The organism is Marinomonas aquimarina (assembly GCF_900089755.1).
Classification (GTDB): Bacteria; Pseudomonadota; Gammaproteobacteria; order Pseudomonadales; family Marinomonadaceae; genus Marinomonas; species Marinomonas aquimarina.
Genome location: NZ_FLOC01000001.1, coordinates 1 through 18925, shown reverse-complemented (window position 1 = coordinate 18925; position 18925 = coordinate 1). Strand labels below are relative to the sequence as shown.

Genomic DNA, 18925 nt, shown 5'->3' with positions numbered 1-18925 from the left:
TATTTTGATCGGTAAACTTGTTGTTCACCAGTGGCTAAAAGCTATTGAATGGGTAGAAGTCGAACTGGCTATCTAAGGTCACATCTTGTTGTGCAGGGATGTGTAAGTAGCCATCGGTTTGACTGGCCGCCAACAGTGCTCCTGAGCTTTGCTGAGCATGGGGGGTTGCTACGCCATGGTTGACATGCACACGCACAAACTCATCACGAGACTTATTACTTTTTCGTTCAAAAGCACAGGTCACTGGAATGGGATCAGGCAGATCCAATTGTTCGCCCGCGGCTTTGGCCAGTGCAAGGCGCGCAAATAAGTGGAAGGTCACCAATGTCGAGCTTGGGTTGCCTGGCAGGCCAATAAAAGGCGTGTCAAACACGTTTGCAAACACCAATGGCTTGCCTGGTTTAATGGCGATTTTCCACAAATGCAGCTGGCCATTTTGTTCAATGGTGCTTTTAACATGATCTTCTTCGCCTACTGACACACCGCCAGAGGAAATGATCACATCTGAGCATTCACTGAGGTTTTTTAACGCGCTTTCAGTGGCTTCAACGGAATCCATCGCATGGGTGCGCAGACTCACCTGGTGGCCAGCGCTGATCACGAGGGATTCGATTAATGGACCATTCGAGTTATAGATTTGACCGGCTGCCAGCGGCTGACCTGGGACTTGCAATTCATCACCAGTGGTTAACACCCCCACACGCAATGGTGTAAAGCTTTGCGCCTCGGTAATGCCAATGCTTGCTAGCACGCCAATATCAATCGCACTTAAACGTTTACCTTTGGCTAACACAGTGGCGCCAAGAGCGATATCTTGTCCGGCTGGGCGGATATTGTCGTTCAGTTTCACCGGATTGATAAAGCGAACCTGTTCAGCAATCTGTTCGGTGTTTTCCTGCATTACTACGGCATCAGCCCCTGCAGGAATTTCTGCGCCGGTAAAAATACGCGCACAGGAACCTGCGGCTAATGGTGTCGGGGCACAGCCTGCGGCAATGCGTTGTGATACGAACAGGGTATCGGTATTTTCCAAGTCTCTGAGGCGCACTGCGTAGCCATCCATCGCACTGTTATCGGCTGGCGGTACTTGGATGTTGGAGATCACATCTTGTGCTAGCACTCGACCAAGCGCTTGGCCGAGTGGAGTCGTCTCTACTTGCGTGGTGCACTCAAGCGCGCTTTTGATGTGCGCAATGGCTTCTTTAAAAGACAGTAAAGACGCCATATCACACCTCGTGAATGGGTGGCTGGTAAGGGCCTAGTAGCATGGTAACGAAGTTACATGGGCGATGGCGCGCATCTAGCTGCTCTTTGATAATGCCGTTCCAAGCCGTGCGACAGGCGCCCGTTGAGCCAGGTAGGCAGAAAATCAGTGTCTTATTCGCTAGGCCTGCCAAAGCGCGCGACTGAATCGTCGAAGTACCGATTTCTTGGTGTGAGATTTGGCGGAACAATTCACCAAAGCCGTCTACTTGCTTATCTAGTAGCGGAATAATGGCTTCTGGGGTGCTGTCACGTGAGTAAAAGCCAGTACCGCCGGTGATCAACACGACGTGAGCATTTTCATCGGCGATCCAGTTTGATACCACAGCACGCATGGCGTAAACGTCGTCTTTGACAAGAGCGCGATCGTTTAGAGTATGGCCTGCTTCTTTTAGTATTTCGATCAATGCCTCGCCCGAGGTGTCTTCTGCCAAACCACGGGTATCAGAAACGGTCAGGACATTGATGTTCAATGGACGAAAAGGCGAAGGGGTTTTAGCCATAATGAAATCCTTTATTAACCACCGGTTGCGCTCATAAAGCGCAAGATTTGAGGTTCTTCTTCTAGATTGAAATGGTGTTTCTCTGGTTTTAATACCAAAGAATCAATAATGGTCTGTTTAAGTAACTCAACATTCTCAGGATGAGCGCGCATCACAGCCTTCAAATCTTTCGAATGCTCGTTGCCCAAACACATGAGCAATCGGCCTTCCGCGGTTAAACGCACGCGGTTGCAGGTGCTACAAAAGTTGTGGCTGTGTGGCGAAATAAAGCCAATCTGCTGTGTTTCACCAGCGATATTGAAGTAGCGTGACGGGCCACCGGTAGAACGTTCACTGGCGCTAAGTTGCCAACGTTGGCTTAAACGCTCACGGAGTTCGTCGCTGGAAATATACACTTTGGCGCGGTCATGATGGGAAATTTGACCCAGCGGCATCTCCTCGATGAAGCTAATGTCCATCTTGTGAGCTAGGGCGTATTCCACCAGATCTTCGATCTCATCGTCATTGTGACCACCTAGGATCACTGCGTTGAGTTTAAGTTGTTTAAACGGCAGGGCGCTGACGGTTTCGATGCCACGAAGCACTTGTTCAAGTTTATCGCGACGGGTCAGTTCTTCAAAACGCTCGCGCTTTAGGGTATCTAAGCTGATGTTAATGCGTGACACACCGGCATCGAACAGCTGTTGTCCCATCTTTTCCAGTTGCGAGCCATTGGTTGTGATGGTCAGTTCGTCCAAACCAGGCAATGCGGCAATTTGTTCTAGGGCCCAAAGAATGTCTTTGCGTACCAGCGGTTCACCACCGGTAATGCGAATCTTGCGCGTCCCCAGTTCTACAAAAGAGGTAGCGACCTGTACGATTTCTTCTAACGAAAGAATATCACGACGTGGCAAAAAGTTGGCATCTTCGTCCATGCAGTAGGTGCAACGGAAATCGCAGCGGTCCGTCACTGAAATCCTAAGATAGTCTATGGTTCGACCGAACGGATCGATTAGCATGGAATTGGACACTTGAATTGGCCTCTCTACAATTTTCTAATAGAAGCAAAATTACCTTACAGAGGCAAAACTCTGTACTGACTACGGATTGCGTTACGCTCAAATAACGCAATATTGGCGTGCAGTTTAAGCCACTATCGAGATAGGGGGAATGCAGTGCATAGTGTTATACATAATTTGATAGATTTACTCACTTTGAATCGGCTATCTGACACTAAATTTGTCGGTAAGAGTCAAGATTTAGGGTTTCCTAAGGTCTTTGGCGGTCAAGTGGTCGGACAAGCCTTGAGTGCCGCCGCGCAAACGGTCCCTGATGAGCGCATGCCCCATTCACTACACAGCTACTTTATCCGTCCTGGGGATGCGACGCAAACCATCGACTACGATGTGGAAGTGATTCGTGATGGAGGAAGCTTCAGTGTGCGTCGTGTGATTGCTTCGCAAAAGGATGGCCCGATTCTATTAATGACCGCCTCGTTTCAAAAATTTGAAGATGGCTTGTCCCATCAAGAAGCGATGCCCAATGTGCCAGGGCCTGAGAATTTCAAATCGGAGCTAAGTCTGTTTCAAAAGCATGCGCAAGAAATCCCCGCCAAGATTCGCAGTTTATTGACCGCTGAGCGCCCGATTGAATATCGCATCGTCGAGAATCAAAATCCGTTCCGACCGCGTCCTGGTTTACCCACTCGCCATATGTGGATCAAGAGCGTCGCACCCTTACCAGACAATGAGTTAGTGCATCAATCGATGTTGGCGTATACCACCGATTATGGTTTTCTGGAAACCGCGCTTCAGCCCCACGGTATTTCCATTGGTAATCCGAACTTGAATATTGCCAGTCTGGATCACTCGATCTGGTTTCATCGTCCTTTTCGCTTAGATGAATGGTTGCTGTACGTAGCAGACAGTCCTTCCGCATCGGGGGCGCGTGGCTTTGTGCGTGGTAAAATATTTGATCGCAGTGGCCAATTGGTGGCGTCTACCGCACAGGAAGGTTTGATTCGGATGGTGGCTCGCTAGCTTTGTAACTTTGTGTAAGTTTAAGAGGTGGTTATGCCTATTTTAATACCAAAGCAGCGGGATTTTAGGCGGTAGGGAGTGTCTTTGTAATAAAATGTAATGGGGTAATTTATTTCGTTATGTTTGTGTTAATTTCGGGTGTCTTTTGACAAACATTAATGCTTTCACATTTAGGTAATTCTTATTAACGCTGGGTCTATCGGCTCTGGCAAGGATTTATAAGGGTCTAGCGTGATGCCTCGTAGAAGTGCGGTTCAGTTTATCCTAACTAAGGTTGTGGCTTGTTATATTGCTATGGCCGTAGTCCTGTTAGGAGGACTGATCATTTGGTCTTATCAGCAGGTTGTGGCCCATAGAGCAGACATGACTGCTCAACTGCAAACATCCGTTGTAGAAGCTATAACGCAGGCGCCCGGTAACGAACAGCAAGCATTGCAATGGTTGACCCTAGGCATTCAGCTCAGTGAAAGCGATAGTGTGGCATTTCAGAGCATTGCTCTGTTAGGAGAAGACGGCCATGTTGTGTTTGCTTGGCCAAGCTCAGTAGAGTTGGCCGCGACAGCATCGAGCGCTTTTAATCTGCTCGACCTCCAAAATTCTTCGTTTACGCTTGCCGTTACCTACTCAGACACACTGCTAGAGCATGTTTTTAAGCATGACCTACTGCCAGTGATCGCCTTGCTAGTGGGGCAGCTAATGGTGCTGATGTTGTTGCTGAATTATCTGGTAAAGCGCGGCATTTATCGCACCTTCAGTAGCTTTATGCGTGAGTTAAGCATGGTCAACTTGCGCCAGCCTGCCGCGCTGCAAGCGGACTCATTTCTCGGGCAGTTCAAAGAATATCGGCAGGTGTTGGTTGGTGTGAACCGCGTCATTTTGTCTTTGGCCAAGTCCCGTGAGCAGTTAGCTGAAAGCAACCAAGGGCTGGAGCGCCATATTCACGCTAAAACAGCGGCTCTAGAAGAGCGTAATGAAGAGTTGTTGATTCTTAATAAGCAGCTTTCGATCATTGCCAATACCGATTCGTTAACTCAAGTCTATAACCGTACCCGCTTTGATGTGCTGTTTAAGGAGCATGTTACGCTGTCTAAGCGTCGCGCAACGCCCCTGGCAATTTTGCTGGTGGACTTGGATGACTTTAAAAAGGTGAATGACCGCTTTGGGCATCAAACAGGGGATCATGTGCTGAAGCATGCTGCCCATGTGATCCAGCGTGAGATTGGCGCAGAGGGTGTGGTGGCGCGCTGGGGAGGAGAAGAGTTTGCTGTGCTATTGCCTTACTTTGATCTGGCAAAGGCCGAAGAACAAGCTGAAACGCTGCGAGCGGCCATTGCCAAGGCGCGTTTCGAAGAACAGGCCATTAAGATCACCACCAGCATTGGAGTGGCGCAACTGGGAGAGCAAGAAACCGCAGGGCAGCTACTGAAGCGTGCGGATGATGCCTTGTACGACGCCAAAGGGTTAGGGCGTAACCGAGTGATCATTGCTTCTCTAGAACAAAGTCATACTCAGCTCGAGTTGGCGGATGGTGAATTTATTGAGGTGCTTGATGTTGCTTCAGAGCCCACTCAAGGTGAACCAGAAGTTTCGGAGAAGCTTCCAACCTAGCTTGTTCTAACACCTCAATGAGGTCGACCCGCGTTGGTGCGTTCCCCAATGCAACGGCGATGTTGCGCCGCCAATTTTCATAGCCGGTACGACGGATAGGCGAGCCTTCGGTATTTTTCAAAAACGTCGCCTCATCCCAGCTAAAGAGTGTTAATAGGTCTTCACTGTCTAAGTTGTGGCGCGGTTGAAAATCTGGCTCTTGAGTGTATTTTGCAAACTTGGTCCAAGGGCATACCAGCTGACAATCGTCACAGCCAAAAATTCGGTTGCCCATTTTGGCGCGTAATTCTTCTGGGATGATGCCATCGTATTCGATGGTTAGGTACGAAATGCACTTACTGGCGTCTAATACCCAAGGCTCAACAAAGGCATCGGTTGGGCATTTATCCAGGCACGCACTGCAGCTGCCACAATGGCGCTTTTGCGTGGCTTGATCGACGGGTAAAGGTAGGTTGGTGAAAATTTCTCCGAGCAGAAACCAGCTGCCCGCTTTGGGTGAAAGTAAGAGGGTGTTTTTACCTATCCAGCCCATACCCGCTTGCTCTGCTATTTGCCGCTCTAAAATCGGCGCACTGTCGACAAAAGCACGGTAGCCATGCTCGCCAATGGCTTGCTCAATACGTTTTGCGAGCTGAGTTAGGCGTTTGCGAATCAGTTTGTGGTAGTCGCGGCCAAGGGCGTAACGGGCAATGTAGCCTTGGTCCTTGGTCTGTAGCCGTTTAATGGTTTCAACTGACTCTGGCAAATAGGCCATGCTCAGGCTCAGTACGCGCTGCGTGCCTTCATGTAAATTGGCCGGGGCAAAGCGTAAATCGCTGTGATTGGCCAAATAGTCCATTTCACCGTGATAGCCTTGCTCTAGCCAAGCTTGAAATTCTTCTCGATATTGTTCTAACGACGGGTCGACAATACGGCATTCGCTAAAGCCAAACTCATGGGCCCATTGCTTAATATCTTGGGCAAGTTGGTGTAATTCAGAATCAGAAAGGGAAGACACAATAAAATCGTTGCTTAGCAAGTGCAGGGCAATGCGCCCCTTTAGAAAGGTAAAGTAGGAGTGCGACACCCCTACTTTGAAGAAAGAGCTTAGTAAAGGTTGCTGTCGCTCTTCACCGTGTCCATCAGTAACTTGATGAAAAGACGGTCGGCGTCAGAGTGCTCTTCAGGAATTTTTAAAGTGGTTTGGCTAGAAACTGCTTCGGCAATCACTTGGTAAGCATTCGGCTCGTTAATGTGTTCCTTGGCAATGCGTACCAGTTCACCTGATAGTTCAGGCTCCATCAGCATCTTGCGGAAGCAACGCAAAAATTCATCGATAATACGTTGTTGATTTAATTCTGAAGCCATAGTGGTAACTCCTTATTTCGTAATATAAGTATGACACCATGAAAGCCCTATCAGAGCAAGAAGAATGGCGATAATTCGGGCTTTTTAATTGACACATTATAGTGCGCCTGACAAAATGGTCGCTTACGTCGGCAATACCCCGCTGACTAACTCTTCTGATGGTGGCCAACAGCCCCTTTCAATACGACTCAGTATAGTCGTTACACTAAGTGTTGTAGGTAGAATTTTGACCGGCAATGCTTCCCCTCGCGAAAAGACGCGGGCAGTGTCAAAACTGCGATTTCTTGCGTTTGAGTGTTCCTTGGTAACAGGCATCTCATTTGTTTTGCAAACATCGTTTTATCAACTTTTATCTGACCTTGGTATGCGGTTACAATAGGCGCACCAAAATAGCAGATTGATGAACACTATAGAGGTTTACAAGGTGGAGTTACTATCCGGTGGTGAAATGATCGCCCGCTTCCTCAAAGATGAGGGAGTAGAATACATTTATGGTTATCCAGGTGGTGCAGCATTGCACATTTACGATGCACTGCATCGCCAATCTGATGTCAAACACGTTCTTGTCCGTCATGAACAAGCGGCAACGCACATGGCTGACGGTTACGCGCGTGCGACAGGCAAACCTGGGGCCGTCTTGGTCACCTCTGGTCCTGGCGCGACCAATACTGTAACTGGTATTGCGACAGCATTCATGGATTCCATCCCTATGGTAGTCATCTGTGGTCAGGTAATGAGTTACTTGATCGGTGAAGATGCCTTCCAAGAAACTGACATGATTGGTGTGTCTCGTCCAATCGTGAAGCACAGCTTTACGGTTAAACACCCTTCAGAGATTCCTGCAATACTGAAGAAAGCCTTCTACATTGCAAGCTCAGGTCGTCCTGGTCCAGTGGTTGTCGATATTCCAAAAGACATGACCATGCCGAACGAAAAGTATGAATACAGCTACCCAGAATCGGTATCGCTGCGTTCTTACACGCCACCAGCGAAAGGTCACAGCGGTCAAATCAAGAAAGCCGTGGATCTGTTGTTGGCTGCTAAGCGTCCAATGATCTATGCCGGTGGTGGTGTCATCATGGGCGGTGGCGCTGAGCTACTAACGAAATTGGCGCAACAACTTGAATACCCAGTAACGAATACCCTAATGGGCCTAGGTGGTTACCCTGGTACCGATAAGCAGTTCGTTGGTATGTTGGGTATGCACGGTTCATACGAAGCCAACCAAGCGATGCACCACAGTGATTTGATCCTTGCGATCGGTGCGCGTTTTGACGACCGTGTGACTAACGATCCAGACAAATTCTGTCCAAGTGCAAAAATCATTCACGTGGACATCGATCCTGCGTCAATTTCTAAAACGATTCGTGCCGATGTGCCAATCGTAGGTCCAGTGATTCAAGTACTGGAAGAAATGATGGCCTTGATTGACGATGCTCCTGCGCGTTCTAACCAGGATGCGATTGGCAACTGGTGGAAGCAAATCAACGAATGGCGTCAAGTTCACGGCGGTCGTTACGACACCAGCAGTGATAAGATCAAGCCACAAGCAGCGGTTGAAGCTTGTTGGCGTGCTACCAACGGTGATGCATTTGTGGCATCAGACGTTGGTCAACACCAGATGTTCACGGCGCAGTACTACAAGTTCGCTAAACCGTACCGTTGGATTAACTCCGGTGGTCTTGGCACAATGGGCTTTGGTCTGCCTGCGGCAATGGGCGTTAAGATGAACTTCCCTGAAGAAACCGTAGTGTGTGTAACAGGTGAAGGTAGTATCCAGATGAACATTCAGGAGCTATCGACTTGTCTACAGTACGGCTTGCCAGTGAAGATTCTATGTTTGAACAACGGTTACCTAGGCATGGTTCGCCAATGGCAAGACATGAACTACGAAGGCCGTCACTCAAACTCTTACCTAGATTCATTGCCTGAATTTAAGACACTGATGGACGCCTACCGTCACCAGTACGTTGAAATCCGTACTAAAGACGAGCTAGATGCGAAGATGGAAGAAGCGTTCGCGATGAAAGATCAGCTTGTATTCATCAACTGTTATGTAGACCCAGAGGAACACGTATACCCAATGCAAGTACCACGCGGTTCGATGCGTGATATGTTCCTAAGCAAAACGGAGCGAACTTAATATGCGACACATTATCTCAGTTTTAATGGAAAACGAACCGGGTGCATTGTCGCGTGTTGTAGGCTTGTTTTCACAGCGTAACTTCAACATCGAAACGCTAAACGTTGCCCCAACAGATGACCCAACTTTGTCGCGTTTAACGCTGACCACGTTTGGTTCGGATCAAGTGGTTGAGCAAATCACTAAGCAACTGAACAAGCTAATCGATGTGGTGAAGCTGGTGGATCTGACAGAAGGTCAGCACATCGAGCGTGAATTGATGCTGGTGAAAGTGCGTGCTTCTGGTGCCCAACGTGCCGAAGTAAAGCGTACCGTGGATATTTTCCGTGGCAACATCATCGACATGACGCCTTCGATCTACACTGTGCAGATCGTGGGTGAGTCAGACAAGCTAGATGGCTTCCTACAAGCGCTAGGTGGTATGCACATTCTTGAAGTGGTTCGTACCGGTGTATCTGGTATCGCCCGCGGTGAGAAAACGCTGTCACTGTAAGGTCTACCTTGCATAAGACGTTAAAAACGCGCCTCATGGCGCGTTTTTTTATGCCTGCGATTTTTACCTGTAAGCGTTTATTTCCCGGATGTCTCTTGGCATTTTATTGACAACTGTTGAGTGAATTGTCATCTCGGACAACATTTAGTACATACTGGGAGTAAAAGCGTAAGCGACTGATTCTAGGTTTATTTTTTCTCATCAGTGGCCACAATGAAAGGACACATTCATTGGAACAGGACGGAACTATGAACACTTCAACAGCACTTAAGAATACCGCGACCATGGTCAAGAATGGCGCTCTAGTATCTGCTTTAGCAGCCGCAAGCTTGGTGGGGACTTCCGCTTATGCCGACGATCTGGCCTGTGCACGAGTCGCTGGTAACGAAGCAGCAGTAGAAATCGCTAAAGCGCAGGAAGACTGGAGTGAGATATTTAAAGCTCAAGCGGCCTTAGCCTCAGCAAAAACGGAATGTTTCATTGATGAGCACATCACCGCGAACGATGCCGAAGAAAACTGGGAGCAGGTCAAAGCAGACTTCCAAGAGGGTATAGCAGACTTGCACGACGAGTTTGAGCATCAAGTAGACAATGCGCAAGAGGCCTTAGAGGACGCTAAGGAGGAGGCCAATAGCGATGCCGCGCTTGCCGAAGCACAAGATACCTACGATGACACCATGGAAAAAATCACAGATTCGTACCAGCGTTCCGTCGCGGCACTGAAAGATAAACTGGGCATCAACGAATCGTAATTTAATTTCATAAATCGGTTTAATTCGTAAGAGAGCGGCCACTTTTAAGTGGCCGTTTTTTTGTGTGCTAGATAACCTCATGCTATCGTGCTGAGGTTTTTTAAACGCTAGGTGGAACATGGATAAGATTAATTGGAAGTTGCTGAAGGCATTAGAAGAAAATGGTCGTCTCAGCTATTCCGAGCTCGCTAAGTTGGTGCATCTGTCGGCGCCTGCCGTGGCTGAGCGCATTAAAAAGCTCGAAGAGCAGGGCGTCATCACCGGCTACCAAGCCAAGATTAATCTTGAGAAAGCGGGCATTCCGATTACCGCATTGGTGGAATGTGAGGTCTATCGCACCAAGGAACGCGCCTTCAAAGATTTGGTGTTAAGCCTTGATGAAGTGGTGGACTGCTACAATGTGACTGGTCCATCGGCGTTTATTTTGCGAGTGGCTGTGTCCTCTATGTCTCGCCTAGATGTGTTGTTAGAGCGCTTAATTGATTTGAGTGACACCAAGACCATGATGATTCTATCGCAACCAGTCGAACGTGAGATGCCACTCAATATCGAGGAAACGACTAGCTCGTTTCCTTAGTGGTTGCCGTGGTTAACGCCACTTCCTTGCGTGGCCATTGGCTGACAATCATCCCTGTGAAAATCAAGGCACAGCCAAATAAAGCACGATCACTCAATATTTCTCCCATAAAGAGCCAGCCACCGATCACCGCAAACACCGCTTCCATCGACAGAATTAATGCCGTGGTGCTCGGCGTCACTTGGCGTTGCCCTAGAGTTTGCAAAGTAAAGGCGATACCTGAAGAGGCGACACCGGCATAAACCAATGGCCACCAAGCGAGCTCAATGCCGGACAAGGTTGGCGTTTCAAGAGCAAAGGCGGCCAAGCTGGCCCATACGGTGGCCACCGCAAACTGCATGATGGAAAGTGGTAACGCAGGCAGAGAGCGTGATAAGAAGCCAATCAATAAGACGTGCAGCGTCCAAAATAAGGTGCCGGCAAACTCTAATGCGTCACCTTTATTAATCGTGAGGTTGGGGCCGATAGTTAAGACATAAAAGCCCGCTAAAGCCACAGCTATCCCTAGCCAAGTGAGTCGATCCACGGCGTGTTTAAATAACAGTCCGACCAGTGGCACCAGCACAATATACATACTGGTAATAAAGCCTGCATTGCCGGCGGTGGTATATAAGAGTCCGGTTTGCTGAAAGGTAAAGCCACAAAACAGCAAGGTCCCCGCCGCTAAGCTGCCTTTGATGAGCCCTTTCATGTCATAGGCTTGTTTGCTCTTAAAAATAAACAACAGCGGAATCAGTGACAGCGTCGCCAGTAGGAAGCGAACCGCATTAAAGGTATGCGGACCAATGACGTCCATAGCCGTGCTTTGCGCGACAAACGCAAATCCCCAAATGATGGCGGTCAACCATAAGAATAAATGTGCAATAGACATGACAGGCTCTCAATTTGTCGTTACAGTTGCCGCTTATTTTACGGTCAATAACAGAATTTCGAACAGCGTTATACCTTTGAAAACAAGGTTGGAATCCTTAATTTATAAGGTAATTATTGATTTATGCTTTGGAATCTAAAGTCATTCATTTTTGTTGCGGCCAGCGCGTTTTTGGCCACTGCAACTCGATAGTTGAGCACCGGTGAGAGATAAAAAAAGAGAGCCATTTGGCTCTCTTTTTATTTCTAATCAATCAGCACGAAGTGATTAAGAATGTTCCGCTAGAAACTCTTCGCTTAGGTATAGTTCAGAGTTGCTGTTAATTTGCACGTCACGGTCGATCACCATTTCAGCAATTTCTTTCGCGTCTTCTAGTGAGTGCATCGTGTAAGTACCGCACTGGTACTCATTTAACTCTGGAATGTCTTCTTTTGCTTGTACGCTGATGACATCATGCATCGCGGCTTTCCATGCATCGGCAACTTGTCGTTCACTAGGTGTGCCGATCAGGCTCATGTAGAAGCCAGTGCGGCAACCCATTGGCGACAAGTCAATGATCTCAACTCCGTCACCGTTTAGGTGATCACGCATGAAGCCGGCAAAAAGGTGCTCTAGCGTGTGAATGCCTTTTTCAGACAAGATCTCTGAGTTAGGAATGCAGAAGCGTAGGTCAAAAACCGTAATGGTATCGCCTTTTGGTGTTTCCATCGCCTTGGCAATACGAACTGCTGGGGCGTGCATGCGTGTATGGTCTACTCGAAAGCTGTCTAGTAGTGGCATGAGTGTTCTCTCCTATTATCTCGCGTTGAATGTTAAGCGAGGTGAATGTTCATGTGCTTATTGTACATGAATTTTTTCTTCCGCAATGGGCTGTTTAAGAGATTTTAAATGTTCCCAAACCAGTGCCAAAGCGAAAGCAACACTCGCAAACAGCATGTTTTGACCAATGAATAGTGCCATGATGAGACAACTGATCGAGGCCAATAGGGCTATCCAACGCAGTGAGTCATTCAAAGATTTGATAGCGGTGAGGCAAGTCAGTAAATAAATCAGCAAAAACGCACCGTTGGTCATTTCAATTAGCCACTCCATTTGCGTGCCGAAGAGCTCAATGCAAAGCAGCGACAGCAAACAAACGCCACCTACAAAACTCACCGCACGAATAGGTGTGCCATGTTTAGAAAGCATAGCAAAATACTGCGGTATTGCCTGTTGTTGCGCCATGGATTGCACCATGCGCGCGAAGCCTAAAATATAAGCACCAACGTTGGAGAAGGCGATGATGTAAGCACCGACAGCAAACCAGCGCTGGGTCTGTTCACCTAGCAATGAGCCCACTAATAAAGCGAGCGATTGACTGTTGGTAAACTCATCACCAAATACTTTATGTTCTGCAATCATGAGCACGGTCGCCAAATAGAGCAGCACCACAATGACAATGCCGCCCAGTAGAGCCATCGGAAAGTCTCGCTTCGGGTTCTTAAACTCCGCCCCCATATGGGCCATGACTTCGATGCCTAAGAAACACCAAAAAATCGTGCCGGTGGCCAATAGTGTGGTCTCAAGTTCCGGCCAACTGTTGGGCTGATCAATGATTTGACTCGACATTGGCGTACCACTGAGTAGGAACAGTGCTACCACAGTAGCGATTAGGCACAGCACGACCATGGTTTGGAAGTTCGCAGAGTTTTTCATGCCAGCAATGGAGAACAGCAGCATACCCATTAGGGTGACAAGGCTGAGTAGAAAAATCGACTGCTCCGATAAGTTCAGCAAGACCGCTAAGTAGGCAGCAGCGACCTTGATGGCCACCGCAGGCCCAACCAGCAAAATACTCAGAAATAGCCAGCCAATGGCGCGTTCCACTTTTTTGCCCAGCACTTTGCCTATGTAATGAGAAGCGCCACCCGCAGAAGGAAAACGCCCTCCTAAAAAGGCAAACACAAAGGCGATCGGTACAATCGCGAGTGCAGTGATCAGCCAGGCATAGAAAGCGAAGCTGCCAGCTTGAGCGACCGACATGGCGGGCAGAATCATTAAGCCTGTGCCGACAAAGGTTGTCACTGTCATGGCCATGCCCTGCAATGGGCCTAAGGTGCGTTGATATTGCATGGTTTTATCCTAGAGAAGATGCTGTGATTTCATGACTTAAAGGATAAAATGGACGGCCTACTTTATCTGCTCACAAAGTGCGTGCATTGAGGCGCAAAGTGCGGGTTTCACCCGACAAAATGTCGGTACATAAGAAGAAAAGGTTCGAAAATGACTTTAGACCGTTATGACGAGAAAATTTTGGCCATGTTGGTGCAGGATGCACGCTCGTCGGTTTCTGATATCAGTCGTCAAGTAAACTTGTCGCGCTCAGCGGTGTCAGAGCGTATTAAACGTATGGAAGAGCATGGCAAAATTACGGGGTATCATGCCCACGTTGCGATCTTAGAAGAGGACCTTATCTCGGCTTATTTAGCGCTGACGTTTCGCCCTTTATCTTGTGAATTGGTGCAGCCTTACCTAGAGAAAATCCCTGAAATTAAAATGGCGCACTCGATCAGTGGCGACATTGATCTTATGTTACTGGTACAGGTTACCTCAATGAAGCGTCTGCATGAGATTCGCTTGGAAATGGACAGTTGGCCCAACATTGATAAGGTGATGACTCATATGTGCTTGGCGACTAGGGTGGACCGACTTTAGTCATCCCTTGCGGTTGTTATACGCAATGTCATTGTATTGCTGTGCACTAGGTGCTTCAATTAATAGACGAATATCATCTGCCTAAATAAGGAGGCGAGTCTGAAGGGATTGGATTTCATCGCACGTTGGCGTAATCGAGAATTAGCCGCGGATGATTTGTTGTTACTTTCGGGCCTGGCATTAGTCTGCGGGGTGTTGAGCAGTCTGACCATGACCGGCATGATTGAGTTGCTGTATTGGTTTTCCTCCTCCTTGTTACCTTCCCATAGTGAAAACTATGAAGAACTCTCTCCAATGGTGCGTTTTAGTTTGCCGGTGGCCGCGTGTGCGGTGCTGACTCTGATTTGGATGTTTACCCCAGCGCGCTATCTCAAGGTTGGCATTCCTTACGTGGTGGAACGGTTAAATTACCATCAGGGCAATTTACCTGTGCTTAATGCTGTGCTGCAGTTTTTGGGGGCTTTAATTGGTTTGTTAGGCGGCCTTTCAATTGGTAAAGAGGGGCCTGCGGTGCATATTGGTGCGACCTTTGGTAGCCAATTGGCGCAGCGCTTTCGACTTTCTTATCTAGGTGTGGATACGCTGATCGCTTGTGGGGTGGCGGGGGCCATCGCCGCCGCCTTCCAAACACCACTGGCTGGTGTGTTATTTGCCTACGAAGTGATTTTTCATGAATACCGTTTGCGCTTAGTGCTACCAGTGTTGTTGTCTGCCATTGTCGCAACCGCGATCAGTCAGCTGATCCTCGGACGTATCGAAATTTTTGAGCTGGAAACCGTTTTTCTACCGCTTTATCAGCTTGATGTTTTAGCCGCCTACGCTGTGTTGGCGCTTTCTATTATTGTGTCATCAGGGCTGTTTTACCAAGTGCAGCGATTGCTATGGCGCCTAGGCTATTTGCCTTTAACGTTGCGTTTTATGTTTGTCGGTGTGCTGACAGGGTGTGCTGGATTGTATTTACCGCAGGTCATGGGCAGCGGCTATGACACGCTCAATGGTTTGTTATCAGGGGAAGTGATTTTAACGTCTCTGATCGTCTTAGTGCTGGCAAAAGTATTGCTCACCTCCATTTCCATTGGCCTTGGTATTCCCGGGGGAATGATTGGCCCGACCTTTGTCATTGGTGGCATGTTGGGTGCGCAGGTGGCGTTTTGGTTTGATACCGAAATTCCCGCGACCGCGGAACTGGCATTGTTTGTGTTGCTGGGCATGGCGGGCATGATGGCCACCGCATTTCAGGCACCCTTAACAGCGATTGTGGCGATGGTGGAAATGACTCACACCTCGGTGACCATAGCCCCTGCCATTTTAGTGATTGTTATCTCCTGCACCGTAGTGCGTTTGCTGTTTAATCAGGATTCGATCTTTGTGGAGCGTATGAATGACCTCGGCTTGGTGTCCGAGTGGAGCCCCGTCCAGCGTTTGTTGCGCCAACATGATGTGCGTAGCGTGGCTAATAAAGTAGAGCTCTTTCCTGAATTACTCCAACTTGAGCGAGTCCGTGATTTGGCTTCAAGTATGATAGACTACGTGGTGATCCAAAAAGATGGAGAGCACTTCATTGTTTCAGTATCTGAAATGGTTGAGAAGCTAAAGGGGCTCGACTTAGGGCCACAGCCTTGGTTGATGGAGGACCAAGGTCGGCAAGCGATGGATGTATTATGTGCTGTTTCCAGTACACAGGTGAGCGCCGTGGATGCGTCACTGTCTTTGGCGGAGTTGTTAAGTTGGCTGCATCGTCATGAGCAGCACCAAGTTTTAGTCAGCTTTGCTCAGCAACAAGAGTTGTGGCTGGTTACATCACGACAACTCGATCAAATGTTAATGAAGGGGTAGTTATGCTTTGGGTTAAGGCATTTCACATTGTGGCGGTAGTGTGTTGGTTTGCGGCCTTATTTTACTTGCCGCGTTTATTTGTCTATCACGCGGATGCTAAAGACCGTGAGAGCATTGAGCGCTTCAAAATTATGGAGCGTAAACTGTATCGCGGTATCATGACGCCATCGGCGATCGCGACAGTCGTGCTGGGCTTTTGGCTTGTCTCGTATGGAACCGATTACTATTTTAGCTCTGGCTGGTTCCATGCCAAAATGTTACTAGTGGCGATGTTGCTTGGTTATCATCATGCTTGTGGCAGATTATTAAAGAAATTTGCCAACGACGAGAATACTCGCAGTCATGTGTTTTATCGTTGGTTTAATGAATTTCCTGTATTAGTACTCATCGGCGTTTGTATACTCGTCGTTGTGCGTCCTTTTTAATTTTTATCGTATTTATGGATCCTATTATGAGTCGTTCTGAAGAATTGTATTCCCGTGCCCAGAAACACATTCCTGGTGGTGTTAACTCACCAGTTCGAGCTTTTAACGGCGTGGGTGGGTCGCCAGTTTTCTTCCAGAAAGCAGAAGGCGCGTATGTGTACGATGAAGATGGCAAGCGTTATGTCGATTATGTAGGGTCTTGGGGGCCGATGATTCTAGGTCACTCACATCCTGATGTGATCGACGCAGTGCGCAAGCAGTTGGATTTTGGTTTAAGTTTTGGTGCGCCAACCGAAGTTGAAATCACCATGGCGGATAAAGTGTGTGAGCTTGTACCTTCTATGGACATGGTACGCATGGTGAACTCGGGTACCGAAGCGACCATGAGTGCCATTCGTTTGGCGCGTGGCTACACTGGTCGAGATAAAATCGTCAAGTTTGAAGGCTGCTACCACGGCCACTCTGATTCACTACTAGTGAAAGCCGGTTCGGGTGCCTTGACTCTGGGAGTGCCTAACTCTCCTGGCGTTCCAGCCGATCTTGCTCAACACACCATTACTTTGCAGTTTAACGATATTGAAGAAGTAAAATCTTGCTTCGCAGAAATCGGCGACCAAATCGCGTGTATTATTGTTGAGCCTGTGGCGGGTAACATGAACTGTATTCCGCCAGTAGCAGGTTTCCTCGAAACGTTGCGTGAAGTGTGTGACCAGTCTGGTGCGGTACTGATTTTTGATGAGGTGATGACTGGCTTCCGTGTGGCGCTAGGTGGCGCACAAGAGAAATACAACATCAAGCCTGATCTAACGACGCTTGGTAAAGTCATCGGTGCCGGTATGCCGGTAGGGGCTTTTGGTGGTAAGCGTGAGATCATGGAATACATTGCGCCGCTTGGTCCTGTTTACCAAGCTGGTACCTTGTCTGGTAACCCTGTTGCCATGGTTGCGGGCTTGGCGGTGCTGGATAAAATCAGCGAACCAGAATTTCATAAAACATTAGAGGCAAAAACCGTTGCACTGCTGGATGGGATTCAAGCTGCTGCGGATGAACTTAATATCCCTCTAGTTACGGTATGCGCTGGTGGTGGTATGTTTGGTATGTTCTTTACCGATCAGGAAAAAGTAACGACGTTTGCCGATGTACAGAAATGTGATACAGAGAAGTTCAAGTTGTTCTTCCACTACATGCTAGAAGAGGGCGTCTACCTAGCTCCCTCTGCGTTTGAAGCTGGCTTTACTTCGCAAGCGCTTAGTGAGGAAGACATTGCCTCTACTGTAGCGGCAGCTAAACGCGCGTTAGCCAAACTTGTATAGGTTGAGATCTTCAATGAAGGAAGAAAATATGCCTGTCGAAGAGACCGAGAAAGAAATGTTGAAAGAAGACGTAGACGGTGGCGACGATACCGCTACGACTCAGAAGCAACCCCATCGTGGTGTTTACTTGTTGCCAAACTTGTTTACCACTGCGGCCTTGTTTTCGGGTTTCTACTCCATCATTGCTGCAATGAATGGCAACTTTACCCAAGCGGCTGTGGCGATCTTTATCTCCATGGTACTTGATGGGTTGGATGGACGTGTGGCGCGTCTAACCAGAACACAAAGTGCGTTTGGCGCAGAATACGATTCCCTTGCGGATATGGTGTCCTTTGGTATTGCGCCAGCGTTGGTGGCCTTTACTTGGGCCTTGGCACCTCTAGGTAAGGTAGGCTGGATTGCAGCCTTTATCTATGCAGTGGGGGCAGCCCTTCGTTTGGCTCGCTTTAATACCATGATTGGCAGTCAGGATAAGCGTTACTTTACCGGTCTACCAAGCCCATCCGCTGCCGCCATTGTCGCGGGTGTGATTTGGGCCTCAGAAAGTGCGGGTGTGTCAGGCGAGCAAATCGCCAGTGTGATGGCATTACTCGTGCCGATCACAGGTTTGCTAATGGTGAGCAATGTTAAATACCGTAGCTTTAAAGATTTAAACATCAAAGGTCGTGTGCCATTTGTTGTGCTTTTAATAGCGGTATTGGTATTGGTATTGATTGCCCTTGAGCCAGCTTTGGTTCTAGCCGGCATTTTCTGTGCCTACGGTTTATGGGGGGTGTTGGGTATCTTTATTAAGCAGCTACGTTAATAAAGACCTTGCATCGCTTTCTAAAAGCCCGCTACTGATATCAGTAGCGGGCTTTTTGGTTTTTAGGCTTAGTTCCCAACCCTAGGATCAGGGGTCAGATCCCTTCTAAGTAGCAGCTTCCAATGCCTTCTATCTGTTAAGGGATCTGACCCTGAGGTATCCCCACAAATTTACTCATGATCAGACTCTTTTCTCCAGCTGTTGGAGCAACTGCCTGATGCCGTCCCGCCATTCATTTTTTGATATCTCGAAACGAGTCATAACGGCTCGTTTTCCA

Annotated in this window: 19 protein-coding genes; 11 read left to right on the top strand and 8 right to left on the bottom strand. The window is 48.2% G+C overall.

What is annotated here, in order from left to right; all coding sequences use genetic code 11:
• Positions 1-34: 34 nt before the first annotated feature.
• The 3 genes from MAQ5080_RS00095 to moaA are packed head-to-tail and all read right to left on the bottom strand — an operon-like array spanning position 35 to position 2776.
• Entirely contained in the window at positions 35-1225 is a 1191-nt protein-coding gene (locus MAQ5080_RS00095) for a molybdopterin molybdotransferase MoeA (protein WP_067212659.1), read from the bottom strand.
• Position 1226: 1 nt separating this feature from the next.
• Positions 1227-1766 carry a molybdenum cofactor biosynthesis protein B gene (moaB, locus tag MAQ5080_RS00090; protein ID WP_067212663.1) on the bottom strand — a complete coding sequence of 180 codons (540 nt, stop codon included), beginning with the start codon at positions 1764-1766 and terminating at the stop codon, positions 1227-1229.
• 14 nt (positions 1767-1780) lie between these two features.
• Entirely contained in the window at positions 1781-2776 is a 996-nt protein-coding gene (gene moaA, locus MAQ5080_RS00085) for a GTP 3',8-cyclase MoaA (RefSeq protein ID WP_067212666.1), read from the bottom strand.
• A 183-nt stretch (positions 2777-2959) separates the two neighbouring features.
• Between moaA and MAQ5080_RS00080 the strand changes: the two genes are divergently transcribed.
• Both MAQ5080_RS00080 and MAQ5080_RS00075 read left to right on the top strand, forming a co-directional pair.
• A complete protein-coding gene (locus MAQ5080_RS00080; RefSeq protein ID WP_438501660.1) occupies positions 2960-3784 on the top strand; it encodes an acyl-CoA thioesterase domain-containing protein in 825 nt (274 codons plus the stop codon).
• 234 nt (positions 3785-4018) lie between these two features.
• Positions 4019-5392: a GGDEF domain-containing protein gene (locus MAQ5080_RS00075; protein ID WP_082861148.1), complete on the top strand. Its 1374-nt coding sequence runs from the start codon at positions 4019-4021 to the stop codon at positions 5390-5392.
• Here MAQ5080_RS00075 and queG read toward each other — a convergent pair.
• Together queG and MAQ5080_RS00065 are read right to left on the bottom strand one after the other, a co-directional pair.
• Complete coding sequence (queG, locus tag MAQ5080_RS00070) at positions 5319-6389, bottom strand: tRNA epoxyqueuosine(34) reductase QueG (protein WP_197464640.1); 1071 nt, start codon at positions 6387-6389, stop codon at positions 5319-5321. The genes MAQ5080_RS00075 and queG overlap by 74 nt on opposite strands.
• Positions 6390-6478: 89 nt before the next feature.
• Positions 6479-6739, bottom strand: a complete 261-nt coding sequence (locus MAQ5080_RS00065) for a hypothetical protein (RefSeq protein WP_067212676.1) — start codon at positions 6737-6739, stop codon at positions 6479-6481.
• Positions 6740-7163: 424 nt separating this feature from the next.
• Here MAQ5080_RS00065 and MAQ5080_RS00060 point away from each other — a divergent pair, with 424 nt between their 5' ends.
• The 4 genes from MAQ5080_RS00060 to MAQ5080_RS00045 all read left to right on the top strand — a co-directional run bounded on the left by MAQ5080_RS00060 (position 7164) and on the right by MAQ5080_RS00045 (position 10704).
• The gene (locus MAQ5080_RS00060) at positions 7164-8882 is read left to right on the top strand and encodes an acetolactate synthase 3 large subunit (protein ID WP_067212680.1); all 1719 of its coding nucleotides are present in this window, start codon (positions 7164-7166) and stop codon (positions 8880-8882) included.
• Between the two features lies 1 nt (position 8883).
• Positions 8884-9375, top strand: a complete 492-nt coding sequence (gene ilvN / locus MAQ5080_RS00055; RefSeq protein ID WP_067212683.1) for an acetolactate synthase small subunit — start codon at positions 8884-8886, stop codon at positions 9373-9375.
• A 248-nt stretch (positions 9376-9623) separates the two neighbouring features.
• Positions 9624-10127, top strand: a complete 504-nt coding sequence (locus MAQ5080_RS00050) for a hypothetical protein (protein WP_067212686.1) — start codon at positions 9624-9626, stop codon at positions 10125-10127.
• Between the two features lie 118 nt (positions 10128-10245).
• The gene (locus MAQ5080_RS00045; RefSeq protein ID WP_067212689.1) at positions 10246-10704 is read left to right on the top strand and encodes an Lrp/AsnC family transcriptional regulator; all 459 of its coding nucleotides are present in this window, start codon (positions 10246-10248) and stop codon (positions 10702-10704) included.
• Here MAQ5080_RS00045 and MAQ5080_RS00040 read toward each other — a convergent pair.
• The 3 genes from MAQ5080_RS00040 to yjeH all read right to left on the bottom strand — a co-directional run bounded on the left by MAQ5080_RS00040 (position 10688) and on the right by yjeH (position 13687).
• Entirely contained in the window at positions 10688-11575 is an 888-nt protein-coding gene (locus tag MAQ5080_RS00040) for a DMT family transporter (protein WP_067212691.1), read from the bottom strand. The genes MAQ5080_RS00045 and MAQ5080_RS00040 overlap by 17 nt on opposite strands.
• Positions 11576-11842: 267 nt before the next feature.
• Positions 11843-12355, bottom strand: a complete 513-nt coding sequence (luxS, locus tag MAQ5080_RS00035; RefSeq protein ID WP_067212694.1) for an S-ribosylhomocysteine lyase — start codon at positions 12353-12355, stop codon at positions 11843-11845.
• 57 nt (positions 12356-12412) lie between these two features.
• The gene (gene yjeH / locus MAQ5080_RS00030) at positions 12413-13687 is read right to left on the bottom strand and encodes an L-methionine/branched-chain amino acid transporter (RefSeq protein WP_067212696.1); all 1275 of its coding nucleotides are present in this window, start codon (positions 13685-13687) and stop codon (positions 12413-12415) included.
• A gap of 150 nt (positions 13688-13837) precedes the next feature.
• Here yjeH and MAQ5080_RS00025 point away from each other — a divergent pair, with 150 nt between their 5' ends.
• From MAQ5080_RS00025 to pssA, 5 genes are all read left to right on the top strand, one after another.
• The gene (locus MAQ5080_RS00025) at positions 13838-14269 is read left to right on the top strand and encodes an Lrp/AsnC family transcriptional regulator (RefSeq protein ID WP_067212700.1); all 432 of its coding nucleotides are present in this window, start codon (positions 13838-13840) and stop codon (positions 14267-14269) included.
• Between the two features lie 108 nt (positions 14270-14377).
• Positions 14378-16105, top strand: coding sequence for a chloride channel protein (locus MAQ5080_RS00020; RefSeq protein ID WP_082861150.1), 1728 nt, complete (start codon positions 14378-14380; stop codon positions 16103-16105).
• Between the two features lie 2 nt (positions 16106-16107).
• Positions 16108-16530, top strand: coding sequence for a protoporphyrinogen oxidase HemJ (gene hemJ, locus MAQ5080_RS00015; RefSeq protein ID WP_067212706.1), 423 nt, complete (start codon positions 16108-16110; stop codon positions 16528-16530).
• 26 nt (positions 16531-16556) lie between these two features.
• Positions 16557-17843 (top strand): glutamate-1-semialdehyde 2,1-aminomutase, encoded by a 1287-nt coding sequence (hemL, locus tag MAQ5080_RS00010; protein WP_067212709.1) that lies wholly within the window; start codon positions 16557-16559, stop codon positions 17841-17843.
• Positions 17844-17871: 28 nt separating this feature from the next.
• Complete coding sequence (gene pssA / locus MAQ5080_RS00005; RefSeq protein ID WP_067212713.1) at positions 17872-18648, top strand: CDP-diacylglycerol--serine O-phosphatidyltransferase; 777 nt, start codon at positions 17872-17874, stop codon at positions 18646-18648.
• Positions 18649-18925: the final 277 nt, after the last annotated feature.